General features: G+C 53.4%; 13 protein-coding genes. 3 read left to right on the forward strand and 10 right to left on the reverse strand.

From position 1 onward, the window contains the following. Window positions 1-2: 2 nt before the first annotated feature. Both metH and SynPROS91_RS05665 read right to left on the reverse strand, forming a co-directional pair. Window positions 3-3,623: a methionine synthase gene (metH, locus tag SynPROS91_RS05660; RefSeq protein WP_186519128.1), complete on the reverse strand. Its 3,621-nt coding sequence runs from the start codon at window positions 3,621-3,623 to the stop codon at window positions 3-5. Window positions 3,624-3,681: 58 nt separating this feature from the next. Beyond that, entirely contained in the window at window positions 3,682-4,599 is a 918-nt protein-coding gene (locus SynPROS91_RS05665; protein ID WP_186519130.1) for a branched-chain amino acid transaminase, read from the reverse strand. Between the two features lie 76 nt (window positions 4,600-4,675). Here SynPROS91_RS05665 and cobN point away from each other — a divergent pair, with 76 nt between their 5' ends. Continuing rightward, on the forward strand, window positions 4,676-8,452 hold the full coding sequence (gene cobN / locus SynPROS91_RS05670) for a cobaltochelatase subunit CobN (RefSeq protein ID WP_186519132.1): 3,777 nt from the start codon (window positions 4,676-4,678) through the stop codon (window positions 8,450-8,452). On the opposite strand, the gene SynPROS91_RS05675 is transcribed toward cobN, so the two are convergent. Genes SynPROS91_RS05675 through uvrC form a run of 6 tightly spaced genes read right to left on the reverse strand, consistent with a single transcriptional unit; the run spans window position 8,442 to window position 13,999 of the window. Further along, window positions 8,442-9,017 carry a hypothetical protein gene (locus SynPROS91_RS05675; RefSeq protein WP_186519134.1) on the reverse strand — a complete coding sequence of 192 codons (576 nt, stop codon included), beginning with the start codon at window positions 9,015-9,017 and terminating at the stop codon, window positions 8,442-8,444. The two genes, cobN and SynPROS91_RS05675, sit on opposite strands and share 11 nt — an antisense overlap. A 27-nt stretch (window positions 9,018-9,044) precedes the next feature. Continuing rightward, on the reverse strand, window positions 9,045-9,701 hold the full coding sequence (locus tag SynPROS91_RS05680; RefSeq protein ID WP_186519136.1) for a PHP domain-containing protein: 657 nt from the start codon (window positions 9,699-9,701) through the stop codon (window positions 9,045-9,047). Beyond that, the gene (gene hemJ / locus SynPROS91_RS05685; protein WP_186519521.1) at window positions 9,691-10,278 is read right to left on the reverse strand and encodes a protoporphyrinogen oxidase HemJ; all 588 of its coding nucleotides are present in this window, start codon (window positions 10,276-10,278) and stop codon (window positions 9,691-9,693) included. The genes SynPROS91_RS05680 and hemJ overlap by 11 nt, the downstream gene beginning before the upstream one ends. Before the next feature lie 41 nt (window positions 10,279-10,319). Next, window positions 10,320-11,726 carry a cryptochrome/photolyase family protein gene (locus SynPROS91_RS05690; RefSeq protein ID WP_186519138.1) on the reverse strand — a complete coding sequence of 469 codons (1,407 nt, stop codon included), beginning with the start codon at window positions 11,724-11,726 and terminating at the stop codon, window positions 10,320-10,322. A gap of 6 nt (window positions 11,727-11,732) precedes the next feature. After that, entirely contained in the window at window positions 11,733-12,047 is a 315-nt protein-coding gene (locus tag SynPROS91_RS05695) for a hypothetical protein (protein WP_186519140.1), read from the reverse strand. After that, the gene (uvrC, locus tag SynPROS91_RS05700) at window positions 12,044-13,999 is read right to left on the reverse strand and encodes an excinuclease ABC subunit UvrC (protein WP_186519142.1); all 1,956 of its coding nucleotides are present in this window, start codon (window positions 13,997-13,999) and stop codon (window positions 12,044-12,046) included. Before uvrC ends, SynPROS91_RS05695 begins: the two co-directional genes overlap by 4 nt. A gap of 55 nt (window positions 14,000-14,054) precedes the next feature. On the opposite strand from uvrC, the gene coaD reads away from it, so the two are divergent. Both coaD and SynPROS91_RS05710 read left to right on the forward strand, forming a co-directional pair. Further along, window positions 14,055-14,537: a pantetheine-phosphate adenylyltransferase gene (gene coaD, locus SynPROS91_RS05705; protein ID WP_186519144.1), complete on the forward strand. Its 483-nt coding sequence runs from the start codon at window positions 14,055-14,057 to the stop codon at window positions 14,535-14,537. 10 nt (window positions 14,538-14,547) lie between these two features. Further along, window positions 14,548-15,498, forward strand: coding sequence for a hypothetical protein (locus SynPROS91_RS05710; RefSeq protein WP_186519146.1), 951 nt, complete (start codon window positions 14,548-14,550; stop codon window positions 15,496-15,498). Here the strand turns inward: SynPROS91_RS05710 and dacB are convergent. Both dacB and SynPROS91_RS05720 read right to left on the reverse strand, forming a co-directional pair. Then, window positions 15,473-16,747: a D-alanyl-D-alanine carboxypeptidase/D-alanyl-D-alanine-endopeptidase gene (dacB, locus tag SynPROS91_RS05715; protein WP_186519147.1), complete on the reverse strand. Its 1,275-nt coding sequence runs from the start codon at window positions 16,745-16,747 to the stop codon at window positions 15,473-15,475. The two genes, SynPROS91_RS05710 and dacB, sit on opposite strands and share 26 nt — an antisense overlap. Beyond that, on the reverse strand, window positions 16,744-17,259 hold the full coding sequence (locus SynPROS91_RS05720; protein ID WP_186519149.1) for a DUF4330 domain-containing protein: 516 nt from the start codon (window positions 17,257-17,259) through the stop codon (window positions 16,744-16,746). Before SynPROS91_RS05720 ends, dacB begins: the two co-directional genes overlap by 4 nt. Window positions 17,260-17,290: the final 31 nt, after the last annotated feature.

The raw sequence follows: 17,290 nt of genomic DNA on the forward strand, positions 1-17,290 counted from the left end.
TTTTAAGCGCTGAAGTAGCGAGCGTTGCTGTGCAAAGCAACCAGGGCTGTTGTGCTCTGTTCTGGATGCAGTTGATCGCTTTCGTCCATGGTCAAACCAATGCGATCAGCCTGAAGCCATTCCAGTTGTTGACGGGAGTCCGCCACGTTGGGACAGGCCGGATAGCCAAAGGAATAGCGGCTACCCCTATAGCGCTGGGCAAAAATGTCTCTGAGAGGCATCGCTTCGGGATCGGAGAAGCCGCATTCGCGGCGGATGCGCGCATGGGTCCACTCAGCAAGCGCTTCTGCCATCTGAACGGCTAATCCGTGGAAAAAGAGGTAATCGCTGTAGGCATCCTTGCGAAACAGCTCTTGGCTGAAGCGACTGGCTTCCTCGCCCATGGTGACGGCTTGCATCGGCAGTACATCACAGGGTTGGCCCTCTTTGAGGTCTCGGAAGAAATCGGCGATGCAATAGCGATTGCCACTGCGTTGACGGGGGACGTCAAATCGACCCAGAGCTGCATCACCCTCCGGGTTGAACACCGCCACCGCGTTGCCATCACGTCCGCAAGGGAAATAGCCGTAAGCCACTGCTGGAAGTAGGAGTTTTTCGTCTTTGGCGCGCGCCAGCCATGTTTGAAGAATTGGTTCGGCCTTGTCCGCGAGATCCTGTTCGTAGTCCTCACGGCTTTGGTTTTTGGCTTTGCGCATCTGCCACTGACCAGCGAACAGTGCTTGGCGGTCGAGGAACGCAATCACCTCATCGAGCGGAATCTGATCCTCTCCCTGAAGGACGGATGCACCAAGGAAGGGCGTACTGATGGTTGCTTCTTCAGGAACGGCATCCGATCGGTGGTAGGTAACCGGAAGCTTGCGATCAGGGGTCTCAGTTGGCTCAGAGGAGTTCTCAGCCGATGCATCGGCTGAATCTGAGGGGTCCGCATCAACGCCAATCGATAGACCATCAGGGGTGCCATCGAGAAAGCCAGCGCGATCATCCCAGCGATCCTTTGCTTTTGCCGTCACTAGGGCATCCATAAAGCGCAGATCTGTAAAAGCATCTTTGCCATAAATCACTTTGCCTTCATATACGTCGTTGCAGTCTTTATTGACGAACCTGGGTGTAAGTGCAGCACCACCTAGAACGACCGGTACGTTGATACCTGCTTCGTTAAAAGACTGCAAATTATTTTTCATAAAGGCAGTGGATTTCACTAGGAGTCCACTCATGGCGATGCAATCAGCTTGATGTTCTTCCTGGGCGGCAATGATTGCATTGACATCTTGCTTGATGCCAAGGTTAATGACTTCATAGCCGTTATTGGTCAAAATAATGTCTACAAGGTTTTTCCCGATATCATGAACATCACCCTTGACTGTTGCGATTAAAAATTTAGCCTTGGCGGATCGCTCGCCGTCCTCTTTCTCCATAAACGGCTCCAAAAATGCCACTGCAGATTTCATCGTTTCGGCAGATTGAAGAACAAAAGGAAGTTGCATTTGTCCGGAACCAAATAGTTCTCCAACCACTTTCATTCCATCAAGCAAGTATGTATTGACAATGTCTAGGGGTGGATAATTCTTTAAGCCCTCTTTGAGAGCATCTTCTAATCCAATCCGTTCACCATCGATGATGTGTTGTTTTAGCCGTTCGTCAACGGGGAGGTCGCTCAGGGATGGTCCAGATTCACGGGCCGCTTTGGCGCTGACACCCTCGAATAAGGTTGTTAGAACTGTAAGCGGGTCATAAGTACAAACATCGCCCTCAAATCCACGGCGATCATTAATCAAGTCTCGACAAACTTTTTGATGCTCTTCGCTGATTTTTATAAGAGGGAGGATTTTTGCTGGTGAGACAATGGCTGCATCCATTCCAGCTTCACAGCAATCATGCAGAAAGACTGAATTGAGTGTAATTCTGGCAGCAGGAGACAAACCAAAGCTCACATTGGAGACACCAAGAACAACGTGAACTTGGGGAAGATCCTCGCGAATCCTTCGAATGGCTTCGATGGTTTCAGCGCCGTTGCGACGATCTTCCTCAATGCCTGTGGAGATTGGTAGCGCGAGCGCGTCGTAAAAGATTTCGCGAGCTGGAATTCCATACTCCACAGCATCTCGGTAGGCCCTTTTCGCAATTGCAAGCTTTTGGTCTGCAGTCCTGGCCATTCCGTCTTCGTCAATCGTGCCAATCACCACCCCGGCCCCGTAACGTTTGGCTAGCTCCAACACTTTGAAGAAACGTTCATCGCCGTCTTCGTAGTTCGTTGAATTGAGGATGCACTTCCCTCCAGCAACTTTGAGTCCGGCTTCCATCTTTTGCCATTCGGTGGAATCCAGCATTAAAGGAAGATTCACGTTGGTGACGACTCGATTCACCAGTTCGCGCATATCTCTTTCACCATCACGACCGACATAATCAACATTGATATCCAGTACATGAGCATTCTCTTTGACCTGTCCTCGGGCAACGCCTACCAGTCCGTCCCAATCTTCTTCATTCAATAATTCACGTACTTTCTTGGAGCCACTGGCATTGAGTCGTTCACCGATAATCAAGAATGAATTGTCTTGTAGATAGGGAGTTGCGCCATAAATCGATGAGGCTGCTGCTTCGTAACTGAGTGCTTTTCTTTCATGGTGGTGGGAGCGCACATTTCTTGGTGCGGCACTTAGCTCTGATGAAATTTCAGAAAGAGCAGCAATATGAGCAGGTGTTGTTCCGCAACACCCACCAATCACTTGAACACCAAGATCTTCTACAAAGTGCATTAATTGCATCTTCAGCTCTACCGGCGTAAGTCGGTAATGCGCCACGCCTCCAACATTTTCTGGTAAGCCTGCGTTGGGGATGCAGCTCACCACAAACGGAGCATTCTCCGTGAGGTAGCGCATGTGCTCTTTCATTTGTTCAGGACCTGTTGCGCAGTTCAGGCCAAGAACATCAATCGGAAAGGGTTCCAGAATAGAAACAACAGCTGCGATGTCGGAACCCACCAGCATGGTGCCTGTGGTTTCCATCGTTACGGACACCATCAAGGGGCGGCGTTCACCACTGGTTTCAAAGGCTTGCTCAATTCCTTGAAGAGCTGCCTTGATCTGCAGAACGTCCTGACAGGTTTCAATGATGAGTAGATCCACATCGCCGGCAATCAGTCCTTCCGCTTGCTCCTGATAGGAATCGCGAAGGAGATCAAAACTGATGTGTCCGAGCGTGGGTAATTTTGTGGTGGGTCCCATCGAGCCAGCCACAAATCGTGGTTTGTCATCGGTGCTGTATTCCATGGCCACTTCTTTGGCCAGCTCAGCAGCACGCTTATTGAGCTCGAAGGTTTTGTTTTCTAGGCCGTATTCAGCCAGGACCACAGAAGCGGCTCCAAAGGTATCGGTTTCGATGACATCACAACCTGCGTCAAGAAACTGTCGATGCACACTTTGAACGGCATCGGGTCTTGTGACCACAAGGTTTTCGTTGCAACCTTCCAATGCCTCTCCGCCGAAATCATCGGCGGAGAGGTCCATCTGCTGCAGGGATGTGCCTGTTGCTCCGTCAAATACCAAGACGGGCCGTGACGGATCGTGCAGACGCTTTAAAAAACGTGAGGCGATCACGGTTGGGGTCTCGGTGACGGCCTGCATCGCTCGGTTACTTCTCTCAGCACATTCTATGAACTGCTCTTGATCTGAAGGCCGATCCTTAGGCTTCGAGCTCGATCCTGGTGACCCAGTGGCTGAAGTCTGGGTCTCGACCTTCCGTAATCGACACCAGACGTTGCCTTAAGGCGTTCATCACAGGTCGGTTGGTCGGTAAGACCGTGGATTCGAGTTGACGAATTGGCGTAATTTTTGCCGCTGTTCCTGTGAGGAACACTTCGTCGGCGATACAGAGTTCGGTTTTATCAACAGGGCGTTCAATCACTTGCAAACCCATGTGCTTCGCCAGCTCGATCACACTGGAGCGGGTGATTCCTTCAAGAATGTCTTGATCAACGCCAGGTGTGATGAGGACGCCATCGCGTACCAAAAACAGATTCATGCCACTGGCTTCGCTCACCTTTCCCCGCGTGTTCATGAGCAGAGCTTCGTCAAAACCGCTGGTGACGGCTTCTGTTTTGGCAAGGGAGCTTGTGATGTAAGCACCACTGATTTTTCCGCGAAGCGGTAGTGAGCGATCTTCCTGCCGGGTCCAACTACTAATTCGGCAACTCACGCCATCGGGAGAGAGGTAATCGCCGAGCTCTAAGCCGTAAATCAGAAAATCGGTCTCGATGTTGTGCAGACGTGGTGCAATGCCTAAATCACTGGTGTATACAAACGGCCTTAAGTAGATGGGCGTTGTGGGCTTATTAGCCCTTAGCACCGCAATGAGTGCCTCCATCACGGTTTCTTCCGTGAGATCAGCAAGCAGGAGCTTGGCGCTTTGCGAGAGGCGCCGGGCATGGCGGTCCGGTCGAAACAACAGCATGCCGCCGGGCTTTTCGGGATCTGGAATCGCGCGCATGCCTCCGAAAGCACCGGTCCCGTAGTGAAGGGCATGCGTAGCGATCGAAACTTTGGCCTGGTCAAATGGGATGCAGCGGCCTTCAAACCAGGCGTAGGGCAGGAACTGATGCATCGCTTATTGATCGATGCTCAAATTTTCTCACTCACCTCGCTCGTTGGGTGTGATGTGATCAGACCAGAATGGAGACATGCATCGACTGAGCAGTCTTCCTGGCGCCGAAAGCAACGAGGTTTTCACCGTTGTTGAGCAACCGCCTGCTCCCATTCTTTTTCTGACGAGCGCTGCAACCGACATCAGTACGCTCTCAGCCTGCCTTCAGCAGCCAGAGCTGGGGCACTTGAAGGAGCAATTGCGAGCTTTGCCACTCGACTGTCTGCGCCATCCAGCTCAAATTGATCATTATTTGGCCACAACGGGGCGTACGGCTCGAGTGCTCGTGGTGCGCTTGTTGGGAGGGCGGGGACACTGGAGCTACGGGCTTGAACAGTGCCGCCGCTGGCAGTCGTCTGCTCAAGATCGGACGTTGATCGTCCTGGCGGGGACCGCTGATCAAAACGACGAACTCCATCCGATTGGATCGGTGTCTTCCACCCTGTCTCAACAGCTAGCTCTGTTGTTGCGCGAAGGCGGGATGCCCAACATGACCAAGGTTTTGAAGGCGATTCATCCCTTCATTACCCGTGGGAAGGAAGCTGAAACCCTTATTGACGCTACCGATCTTCAGCCGGAGCGGATGGCTGATCCCGCCCCGTTTGATTGGCGTGATGAACCTGGTGCAAAGGTTGGTGTCTTGCTGTATCGGGCCCATGCCCGTGCCGCTGACACGGATTGGTGTGATCAACTTTTAACGGCCTTGCGAAGCCGCGGATTAGCACCGCGTGCCCTCTGGGTGAGCAGCTTGAGGGACCCCGTGGTTCAAGAGGGGGTGCAACGAGCTTTTCAAGCGCAGGATGTTCAGCTGGTGGTCTGCACCACGGCATTCGCATCGGTGCAGTTTCAAGAGGCTGGGCTAGGCACTCCTCTTTGGGATGGTCTTGATCTACCTGTGTTGCAGTTGCTTTGTTCGGGACGATCCAAGCAAGCCTGGGACGCAACCACCCAGGGGCTCGATCCCATCGATCTCTCCCTTCAAGTGGTGCTTCCTGAGTTGGATGGACGTATCACCACGAGAATTGGCGCCTTCCGTGAAGTCCAGGATGCGGAGTCCAGTCTGTCGACGGCGGTCAAAGCTTTGGTTGCCGACACTGCTGGGCTGCATTGGCTTGCTGAGCATGCCCGTTGTTGGGTGGATCTTCGTCAAACGGACGCAGCAGAGAAACGCGTGGCATTGGTGCTAGCGAATTACCCCGTTCGTAATGGACGTTTGGCCAATGGGGTTGGTCTGGATACACCCGCTAGCACGATCAATATCTTGAACTGGCTTGCTGAAGCCGGCGTTGGCCTTGGCAGCGCTTCGCGTCCCGAAGAGTCTCAGGCGCTAATGGCCCAATTGTTGTCTGGTCGCAGCAACGATCCGGAGAGTTTTCACCTACGGCCCCTTGCCTATCTGCCCCTCAACCACTACTTGCGTTGGTGGGAAAAACTCACTCCCGTCGCTCGAGCTCTCATTGAGCAACGCTGGGGTTCACCGGAACAAGCCGTGGATCTGGAGGAGAAGGGTTTTGCTGTGCATGGTCTTCTGCTGGGTCATGTGGCCGTGTTGATTCAGCCCAGCCGTGGCTACGACCCCGATCAGATCAGTGATCTTCATTCTCCTGATCTCCCTCCTCCGCATCGTTATTTGGCCCAATATCTCTGGCTGCAGGAGGTGCATGGCACCCAACTGATGGTTCATGTGGGGAAACATGGCAGCGCCGAATGGCTACCAGGCAAGTCGGTTGGACTGAGTGAGGCCTGCGGGCCAGGACTGGCGCTTGCTCCGATCCCTCACGTCTATCCGTTCATCGTGAATGATCCGGGGGAGGGATCCCAAGCCAAGCGTCGTGGCCATGCCGTGATTCTCGATCACCTCACTCCACCCTTGGGTCGGGCTGGTCTGCACGGATCATTGCTGTCTCTGGAAGCCTTACTGGACGAGTACGTCGAGGCTCGTCAGGTTGCTGCCGAGCGATGCGCTGTGCTCGAGCAGCAAATTAAGCAGCTGTTGCAAGGCCTCGATTGGCCCTCCTTCCCCAATTCATCAAACGAACCATCGAACGAGCAATCAGGGTTTGCTGATCAAGACAACGAGTCTTGGGCCCGCTGTCTTGATCAGGTTGAGACCTATCTCTGTGAGTTGAAGGAGGCGCAAATCCGAACAGGCTTGCATCGTCTTGGCAGCCAGCCTGAACCGTTGATTCAGAGAGAACTTCTCCTGGCCATTGCCCGATCGCCGTCCGGTGGCTGCAAGGGCATCACTCAGGCGATGGCCAAGGTGATTGGACTGGAGTGCGACCCCTGGTCTGATGAAGACGGTGCCCGTCTTAGCGATCACGACTGCAGAACCCTCGAGCAGTTGGGATGTGATCAGCCCAGACGTGTATCGGCAGCTGTGAGTTGGCTCGATGATCAAGCGCTTCGCTTGCTGGAACAGATCACAGACCAGCCCTCGGAACCTCTAAGTCCTGCTCTGCAGCATTGGCTCGACGACAACAAGGAGCCTGCTCTACTGCGCTTGCGCGACGAGCTCTTACCCCGATTGTTGGCCTGTGCATCCAGTGAAAAGAAGGCCTTCCTTGCTGCTTTGGCTGGGCGACGGATCGCAAGTGGTCCCTCCGGCGCCCCAACGCGAGGACGTCCAGATGTGTTGCCAACGGGTCGCAATTTCTATTCCGTTGACCTGCGTGGTCTTCCAACCGAAGCGGCCTGGGATTTGGGCCGGCGGAGCGCTGAGCAATTGTTGGATCTCTACCGACTCGAGCATGGAGAAGATCTGCGGCATCTTGCGTTGTCGGTGTGGGGAACAGCCACGATGCGCAATGGCGGTGAAGACATCGCCCAGATGTTCGCGTTGTTGGGGGTACGTCCTCTCTGGGATGGCCCAACACGGCGAATGGTGGAGCTTGAAGTGATCCCGTTGAGCCTGTTGGCTCGCCCCCGGGTTGATGTCACCTTGCGGATGTCAGGACTGTTCCGCGATGCCTTCCCTCAGCTTGTGGGTTGGGTGAATCGCGCTGTACAACTCGTTTCATCCCTCGATGAACCTGACGCCGAGAATCCGCTTGCGGCGATCACCCGTCAGGACGGACCTCAAGCCAGGATTTTTGGTTCTGCACCGGGTGCGTATGGCGCTGGATTGCAGGCCTTGATTGATTCCGGCCAATGGGACAACCAGGATGAACTTGGCGAGGCTTTTTTAGCCTGGAGTTCGTGGAGTTATGACGGCGACGTTCATGCCCGGGCCAATCGCACAGGGTTAGAGGGTGCTCTGCGCCATGTGCAGGTGGTTCTTCATAACCAAGACAACAGGGAACACGATTTACTCGATTCTGATGACTACTACCAGTTCCATGGGGGGATGACCGCTGCGGTGCGTCGCTCTGGAGGGACCACAGTGGAGCCCTGGTTTGCAGACCATTCACGCCAAGAAAGGCTTCGCATTCATTCCCTCAGCCGTGAAATCGACAAGGTAGTCAGAAGCCGTTTATTGAATCCTCGTTGGATCAAGGGAATGCAACAGCACGGCTACAAGGGAGCGTTCGAAATGGGAGCCAGCCTTGATTATCTGTTTGCTTACGACGCTTCAACAGAAGCCGTTCCTGATTGGTGCTATGGAGCCATCTGTGATCAATGGCTACTGGAATCTGGCACTCAAGCCTTCTTAAGCCGGTCCAATCCCTGGGTGCTTAGAGATATGGCCGAACGACTGTTGGAAGCGGCAAACCGTGGATTGTGGTCTCAACCGTCCCCTGATCAGCTTGAGCAGATCAGGGGCTTGGTTCTCCAGGCCGAGCAGGCTGTCGAGAATGGAGGCCTTAGTTGTTGAGGTCGCGGACCATGTCTTTGAACGGATCAATCGATCCTGGTTTTGAGGATGGAGTCCGCGTAGGCATCTGTGGTGCAGGCTGCATCGATGGGGGTTCGGACTTCAACTCCTCCTTGCGACCTGCAGGGGCTGCGTTAGCAGCCATGGGTGAATTCACACCAGCTGTACGTAAGGCATTGCCCTTAAGTTTTTGATCCAGTTGCTCCTTTGTCATCGCCTCGGCGAACGTCTTTTTCACCGGGGTGGGAACACCACTTGAAAAAACGGAGGGGATGGAAGGCTCTTCGTTGGGTTTTTCATCACCCAAACCCTTGGACCGAGTCCCAATTTTGACATCCATTGCGTCAACTTCTGTCACCAGTTCTTTATTGCCTGGATTGTCAGCGGACCCTGGGAAGGTGCGGCGGATGGTTTTGGCCTCCCGCATGTAGTCCACATTTCCGTAGGACGACGACGCGTCAGAGTCGAGGTAGAAGGCTTCTGTCTTCGGCTTGCCAGCATCTTTGGGGGCCTGTTGACCATCGTCCTTGGAGCGTGACTTCAGTAGCCGATCAAAGAGGCCCATTTCATCTATCTAGATCGATACGTGAATTTAACGGCCTTTTAGGTCCATACCGTGGGTATCGGTGCCACAAGTACGCAAAAGGCCAAGGTTTTTTAACTGTTTGTCGATTGATTCGCAGATCAATGGCGTGGAGGCCCAGCGTTGTTGCATGTCGTAGTCGTACCAGGCTTCTCCACCGTCGTAACCCAGCTCAGCTGCTGCATCAATCAGCTCTGAGAAGCCCAACCTGTAGCGACCTGGATGGGCGAGGATTGCAAGCCCTCCGGCTTCATGAATGGCTTTGCGAACCTCAGCAGCCCTGAGAGGAGCGCCCACCGCAGCATCGCCGCTGGAATAGGGCAAAAGAGCGGGATGACCTGGCGTAAAGCCAAGAGCCAAAACGTGGACCAAACAACCGCGCAAGATGCAACTGATTTCCATGCCACTCCAGAGTGTTGGAGTGCTTTCGCCCCGACCGCGGGCGCGATCAAGCCAGTCGACCATTGGCATGTAGGCAGCGATCGAATGGTGATCGGTGACCGCAATGTGATGCAGCTTTCTAGCCGTGGCTTGTTCAATCAGAGCAATCGGTTCCAGGCTTCCGTCGCTGCAAACGGTATGGCAATGAAAATTGAGTAAGCCCGGACAGCTCTCCGGTCCAATCGTGTTCAAGACAGCCCGCAATGGGTGCTGGTCATGAGTCACTGGCTTGCTCCTGCGCTAGCGCTGCTTCACGAAGACGCCGCCAGCGGGCATAAAACTGAATGGTTCCTGCCATGAACACCACCAGTCCGACGGTGAGCCAGGTTGCCGCCCCAGTGGGGAACTGGGTCTTGAACACCACCAGCATCACCACCAGGACCAGCAACAGGGTGGGCAGTTCATTGAGAGCTCGGAGTTGCCGTCCGCTCCATTGGCAAACCCCAGCCTCAAGTTGGCCCATGATTCGATAGCAAAACACGTGATACGCCAATAACAAGGCCACAAAACCGAGCTTTGCGTGCATCCAGCCTTGGTGCAGCCAGGACGGTTGGGCGATCAACAGCCCTGCTGCCATCGTCACGGTGAGGATGAGTCCAGGTGTGGTGATGATGTTGGCCAGTCGCCGTTCCATCAGGGCGTATTGGGCTTTGAAGGCTTCGCGAACAGGTGACGACTCCTCTTCGGCTTCAACGTGATAGATGAACAGCCTGACGAGATAAAACAATCCGGCGAACCAGACCACCACTCCAATGATGTGCAGGGTCTTGAACCACAGGTAAGCCTCAGGAGGAAGCGTCAGTGTCATGTCCCCATCCATCTCCCATCAACAATAGAAAGGTGCTAGCTGAGCGAGTCAAGAAACTGTTGCGCCTTGGAGTAATGGGTTTCCATCACCTCTGGTGCCATGCGATCGAGATTGCGCGTCATCATCGCCAATCTTGGTTGAGACCGAAAAAAGTCTCCATGACGGTGAATAAAACTCCAGAACAAACCATCCCATATTCCACACCACTCTCCGGGTTTGTAGTCCGACATTTTGCGCACGTAATTGGAACCTGATAAATAAGGTTTAGTTGTAAAGATTCCACCGTCAGCAAACTGACTCATCCCATAAACATTCGGGACCATCACCCAATCGTAAGCATCCACAAAAAGTTCCATGAACCAGGTGTAGATGCGGGTGGGGTGGAAGCTGCAAAGAAGCATCATATTTCCAAGCAACATTAAACGCTCAATATGATGACAATAACCAGTATTAAGGGCGCGTTTAATGGCATCATCAATCGGCGGAATTCCTGTCGTTCCTTGATAAAAAGCATCTGGGATGGGACGATCCTCAAAATTCCAAAAATTGCTGTTTCGCATCGTTACTCCGTGTCGCAAATACATGGCGGCCATGAATTCACGCCAGCCAATGATCTGTCTTAAAAAACCTTCCAATGAATTGAGGGGCATGGCATTGGCATCTGCGGCTTCGAGTGTTCTGTTGAGAACCTGTTCTGGAGTGAGCAGTCCAAGATTAAGCATCGGCGTAAGGACGCTATGCCACATCACACGGTGCTGGGAGCTGATCGCATCCTCATAGGTGCCAAAACCAGCCAGTCTGTGTTCAAGAAAAGTGTCCAACCATTGTTGTGCCGATAAGTGATCAATGGGCAAGTCAATAGATGGTTCTTCGGGAACAGTGATTCCCTTGGGAAGTTTTTTACGATTATCGGCATCAAAACTCCAACGCCCTCCTACAGGAGACCCCTGATCATCGATCAATACTCCCAGGCGTTTGCGCTGCATTTGATAGAAATGGACCATCATTGGCTTGCGTCGGCCATTGAAATACTCATCCATCACTTCAGTTGGTGTGAGCAACATCGGAGTGGGCACAATCTCTAGGACGCAACTTCGCTGATGCAGGGTCTTTCTGACTCTCTTGGTTAAAAGGTCGTCGACTGGATCAGCAAGGTAAAACGTTTGATAGCCAGAGTCGATTAGTTGGTTCAGGAGATCTGACGTTTGTTGCTGTTCGTTTGGCGTCAGCGTGAAAACGCTATGGCCTTTGGATTCAAGGCGCTTTTTATAGGCAAGCATCGATTGTTGATGCAACTGCTGCTTGCGTGGATGGATGGTGAGTGGCCATTGAGGATCCCCACCAAGAATCAAGCCATCAGCAATCAGGGCAATGCTTCTATTGGCACGAATTCCGGGATGGTGTTCGAACAGCTGATGGGGAAAAACAAGGGTGACTTCCATCGCGACTTAACCGGCTTCTCCTGCGAGTCGACAGGCACGCCGCCCAAGAGCTGTGGCTGGGATGCGATCCACCAATCCGCCTCTTGGGCTGAGCTGTTGGTTGCGACAGTCCATCACCACACGTTCCCGATGACCTTGTTGATCTTCTAATCGCATGCGGAGTTGCCAGTGATTTTTGGCGCTGCGGGTGATTTCATCGGCGCACACCACACCTGTGCAGAGGCCAGGTGCGGCAACGGCTCGATCAGGGCCGATCAGTGTGATGGCGACGCCGATCAAAACAGAGAAGATCAAGTTTGCGGCTTGAAAGCTCCGTTTCATGCCATGTCCTCGCCTGCCATCACCACGTTGTCCTCATCCGCTTCCTGAGGATGAAAATAGGCGCGGATCTGCTTGGCCAGCGAGAGTCCCACACCGGGGGCTTGATGGAGCTGATCCACGCTGGCGAGCTGAATGGCATCAATGGATTGAAAGTGGGCCAGAAGATCTCGCACGCGTTTTGGGCCTAGCCCTGGGATGTCAGATAGCCGTGAGCGCTTCATCCGCTGGCCCCGTTGCTGTCGATGGAAGGTCACTGCAAAGCGATGCGCCTCGTCGCGCAAACGCCGCAGCAAGGCCACTCCGAGTTGATCGGGTTCACTTTCAAGGGGTTGCTTGGCTTCTGGCAGGAAGATCTCTTCGCGTTGTTTGGCCAAGGAACACACCACAAGATCCTCATCTAGATCCAACTCGCGTAAGGCTTCCATCACTGCTGAAAGCTGACCTTTGCCGCCGTCGATCATCACGACATCGGGCCAATCATGCAGTCCGTCCATGTTCAGGCTGCTGCTGGATTGACGCCTGATCTGAACCAGATCAGCACCCTCCGCTTTGATGCGAGCCCATTTGCGAAATCGCCGACGCATGATTTCTGCCATGGCCATAAAGTCATCGCTGTGACCGGCCTGAATGCTGCTGCTTTGGATTTTGTATCGGCGGTAATGCTGCTTGGCAGGAAGTCCATCAATAAAGACCACCTGCGAGGCAACAGCATCGCTGCCCTGAATATGACTGATGTCATAGCCCTCGATTCGTCTTGGTGGTGTGGCCAATTCAAGAAGTTGAGCGAGATCTTCATTCGCTAAGGCCTGTTGCTCCTGGCTTTGGCGAGCTCGACCTAGTTCAAATTCAGCGTTACGCATCACCAACTCAATCAGATCTGCTTTTTGGCGCCGTTTGGGATGCAAGACCTGAACTTTGCGCTCTCTTTGCTCGCTTAGCCATTCGGCAATCAAGGGCTGTTGAGGAAGCGGATGCTGCACTAAGACTTCTGGAGGAATCTCAACAGCATCAACCTGGCTGTAGTGCTCTTCGATGACCCGTTGAAGAATTAATCCCGCCTGCAGGTCTTTTGCGTCTGCTGCAAAACCAAGCCTCCCAACAAGTTTTCCAGCACGCATCTGGAACAACTGAATCGCTGCAAAATGATCATCTTGGGCAACAGCTAGAACATCCCTGTTCACAGTTGCATCTGGCAAACTCATTTTTTGATCAGCCGTTAACTGATCAATGCCCTGAAGCTGATCGCGTAGTCGAGCAGCAGATTCAAAATCAAGCCTCTCAGCGTAGCGCTCCATCTGCTGGTTGAGGAGTTGCCTGAGTTCATCACTGCGCCCCTGAAACACCATCGCGACTTTGCGTAAAGTTTGGTGATAATCCTCAGAACTCACCTTCTCCTGACAAACACCTGGACAACGACCAATCGAATAATTAAGGCAGGTTCGATTTGGATGAAGTGGACGTGGTCGTTGGCGTAGTGGAAACACTCGTTTCACAAGAAAAAGAGTTCTTCTCAGTAAGCCCACATCCACATAGGGTCCATAAAATCGATCAAGAGGGCTTCGAAACCTTCGCCGTCTAGTAATAAAAATGCGGGGGTAGGGTTCGCTCCATGTAATGCAGAGATAGGGATATTTTTTGTCGTCTTTCAACAGCACATTGAAATGTGGTTGCTGGTTTTTAATGAGATTGGATTCCAGAGCGAGCGCTTCTGCCTCGCTGTCGGTCACGATGAATTCAATTTCACAGATCTGTCGCACCATCAAGCGGATGCGTGGGCTCAGGTCTTGGCTGCTGCGAAAGTAACTTCGAACCCTGCTGCGCAAGGTTTTTGATTTTCCGACATAGAGCAACCGATCGTCGGCATCACGCATGAGATAACAGCCCGGCTCAGGGGGGATCTCTTTCAGGCGCTGTTCCAGGCGCTCCGGTTGCTCGAGCAAAGGACGCTGCATGAAATGAATCTAGGGAACCTGCGCTGCATAGGATCCAATCAGTCCTGCACAGCTGATGCGCGCTCTTTACCCGGGCAGTTTCGATCCTCTCACCCTTGGACACCTCGATTTAATCGAGCGTGGTTGTTCTCTGTTCGGAGAAGTGGTGATTGCTGTTCTCCAGAACCCAGGAAAGTCCCCCACATTCAGCCTTGATCAGCGGCTGGAACAAATCACTCAGGCCACCTCCCATCTGCAAGGGGTCACGGTGACCAGCTTTAACGGCCTAACGGTGAATTGTGCTCGCGAACACCATGCCCAGTTGATTTTGCGCGGTTTACGAGCGATGAGTGATTTCGAATACGAGCTCCAGATCGCGCATACGAATCGATCTTTGGATTCTGAATTTGAAACGATTTTCCTAAGCACAGCAGCCCACTACAGCTTTCTGAGCAGTTCTGTTGTGAAAGAAGTAGCCCGTTTTGGTGGTCGTGTTGAACACATGGTTCCGTCGGTGGTGGCGGAGGACCTCAAGAGGTTCTTTAATTCAGCTTTATAAGTCAGTTGCGATGAGCGAGATCCAGTTCTCCGTGCTCGACCAGCTCGACCAGCTCGAGGAAATTGTTCTTGAAGGTAGCCGCATTCCCTTCAGTGGGGGAAGGCTGGTGAATGAGCAGGATGCCGTCGAGATCATGGATGGCGTTAGAGCATCGCTGCCTGGGCAGGTCACTCAAGCTGATCAGTTGCTGCAAAAAAAGGATGAGTTCATCAACTCGGCGCGCAGTCAGGCCGACGAAATTGTTCAAAAAGCTCAGATTCAGCGCGAACAGCTTGTGAGTGCTGCTTCGGTTCGGCAGGAAGCGGAGCGACAAGTCAATGAGATGAGAGATCAAGTTCGCCAGCAGTGTGAACAGCTGCTGCAGAGCTCTCGCCAGCAGGCCGCTCAAATGGAGCACGACATGCAGTCCAAGCAGGTGCAGCTGGAGCAGCAATTTGCTGCGCGTCGGCAACAGTTAGAGCAAGAGGCTTTGCAACGCCGGCAACAGCTTGATCAGGAAGCTCTCGAACTGAAGCGCCAGTTGGCCGAGCACCATGAGCGCAGCCGGCAGCAGTCAGCTCAGGAGCTCGAGCAGATTCGTAGTGAAGGGGTCAAACTCCATAAAGAAGCTCAATTGGAAGCTGAGCGTATTCATCACGATGCACTCCAGTTTCGCCAGCAAACCCAACAGCAGTGTGAATCCTTGATTCAGCGCACACGTCACGACGCTGCTTCTGTTCAGGACGGTGCCAACCGCTATGCCGAGCAAACACTGGGAGAACTTGAGCAAAGACTCAAGGAGATGTCCCAGGTTGTTTTGGCTGGTCGCCAGGAGCTCGTCACAATTCAAATGATCCGCCCCGACAGTTCCTCTCCCGAGACAGAGACTCCTGGCACGAAAAACCGTCAGGGGAAAGCAGTCACGATGAACAAGGCACGTCGTGCCGCCTCCCGTCTCAGATCGATGAAGGGCACGGGCTGAGGTTATAAACGGTCCTCAAAATCTGGCCGATCGTTGCGTTCGGTCGGTTGGCACCATTCGAGATCATGCTCACGTACCGCGGGCCGTCGCTCGTTTGGAGAATCCCAGAAATCGAGCGCACCCCTCTGATGGTTCCTGTTTTCCCCCAAAACTTGCCTTGGATTGGTGAGCCGATGAAGTAATTGCGCAGCGTTCCTCGCTGTCCAGCAATCGCCATCGAAGCTTGGTAAAAGGCGGCTAAAGGATGTTGATCCATCCGCATCAACAACGCCGCGATGGTCTGACTCGACACACGGTTGTTGCGCGAGAGACCACTGCCGTCTGCAACCCTGAGCCCCCCCACTGGGATTCCTTGTTGATGCATCCAATGGTGTGCGGCCGCCGATGCCGCTCTGACATCCCATTGGTCAGCTGCTTGTCTCAGCAAGACTTCTGCCGTGAAGTTATGACTTTCAGTGTTGGCAAGGCTTAGCAGAGCATGCATCGGAGCAGAGGTCTCCTCATGCAGAACGATCTGATCGCCGCTTTGTTCTGCCCGTTGGGTGTTGTTGATGGGTCGCGCTTGTTGAACTTTGATGGCTCCGCCACGCCGTTTCACTTCTTTCTTGAACAACGTCTCGAACCGTTGATAGGGGTCGCTTACGGCACCTCCTAAGGCGTTACTGGTTAAGGCAAGACGAGTAATCGGGGCTCCATAGGCATAGGCGCGATCTGCGGGGTGCCAATCGTGCGGCCACCAATTTTGACGAGGTTCCTCTCGAACCATCAAGTTCACTGGATCGGCTGAGGTTCCCAGCGCTCCTCCCTGGCCCATAGCAGCCATGGCAAAACGCTGTAAACCGGCAATTCCAAGATCAGGATCACCTTGACCCTTGAGCTCAAGGGTTCCATCAGCACGTTGGACTAACTGTGTCCGCAAGCGGAAATCTGGACCTAATTGGTCGAGAGCGAAGGCTGTACTGATGAGTTTTTGGTTGGAGGCTGGAATGCGTGCCATCGCGCCATTCACGTCACCCAGCAGATCACCATTGCTGTTGACCACAGACACGCTCCAAGCCCAGGCAACGGGAGCAATCAGGCGATTCAACGCTTGCTGTAAAGCTCCACATGAGCGACCCCGTTGTTGAAGATCAGGAAGGGGCTGGTCGGAGGGCGGTGGTGGAGGGGTGAGTAAGGGAGGCTCGGCCCGACTAGGCATCGACGTAGAAGTGGTTGCCGCTAGCGTTAGGGAAAGGAGGGCTGCTTTCATTGCACCTTGACACCGCTAACCGTTCCATTCAGGCGGTAGAGCGCACCTTCAAGTTCCACGGGTGTGCCGACTTTCAACTTGGTACCGGCCAGAACCACGCCTGATTTTGAAACTGTTGCATCACCTTCCAGCACAAAGCGAGCATTCAATGTGCCCACATTCGTCGGGTTTGGATCAGTGGCTGTTACGACGGATCCATCGGGTTGAACTTCTACCAGCACTTGGTTGATGTCGTCGACGCGAATCAACTTGACGCTTCCAGCGGGCTGATTTCGAATGATGATGCTCGTCCGTCCAGAGGCAAGAGCGTCCTGGATCAAAGCTTCCGGGTCTGCCGCACTCACACGACGGACGTCGACCATGACCTGCACGGATTTCACCGATCCGTTTGCTTTGGCTAACGCATTGGAGAGTTTTGGACTCCAAAGCACACCACCAACGGCCACTAGAGCAATCAGGCCAGCAGTGGCATCCAGAACTGACAACCCGCGTAATCGGTCTCTTAAAGCCATACCCATTCCGATTACCTGGCCACAGTAAAAG

The sequence above is a fragment of the Synechococcus sp. PROS-9-1 genome, assembly GCF_014279775.1.
Classification (GTDB): domain Bacteria; phylum Cyanobacteriota; class Cyanobacteriia; order PCC-6307; family Cyanobiaceae; genus Synechococcus_C.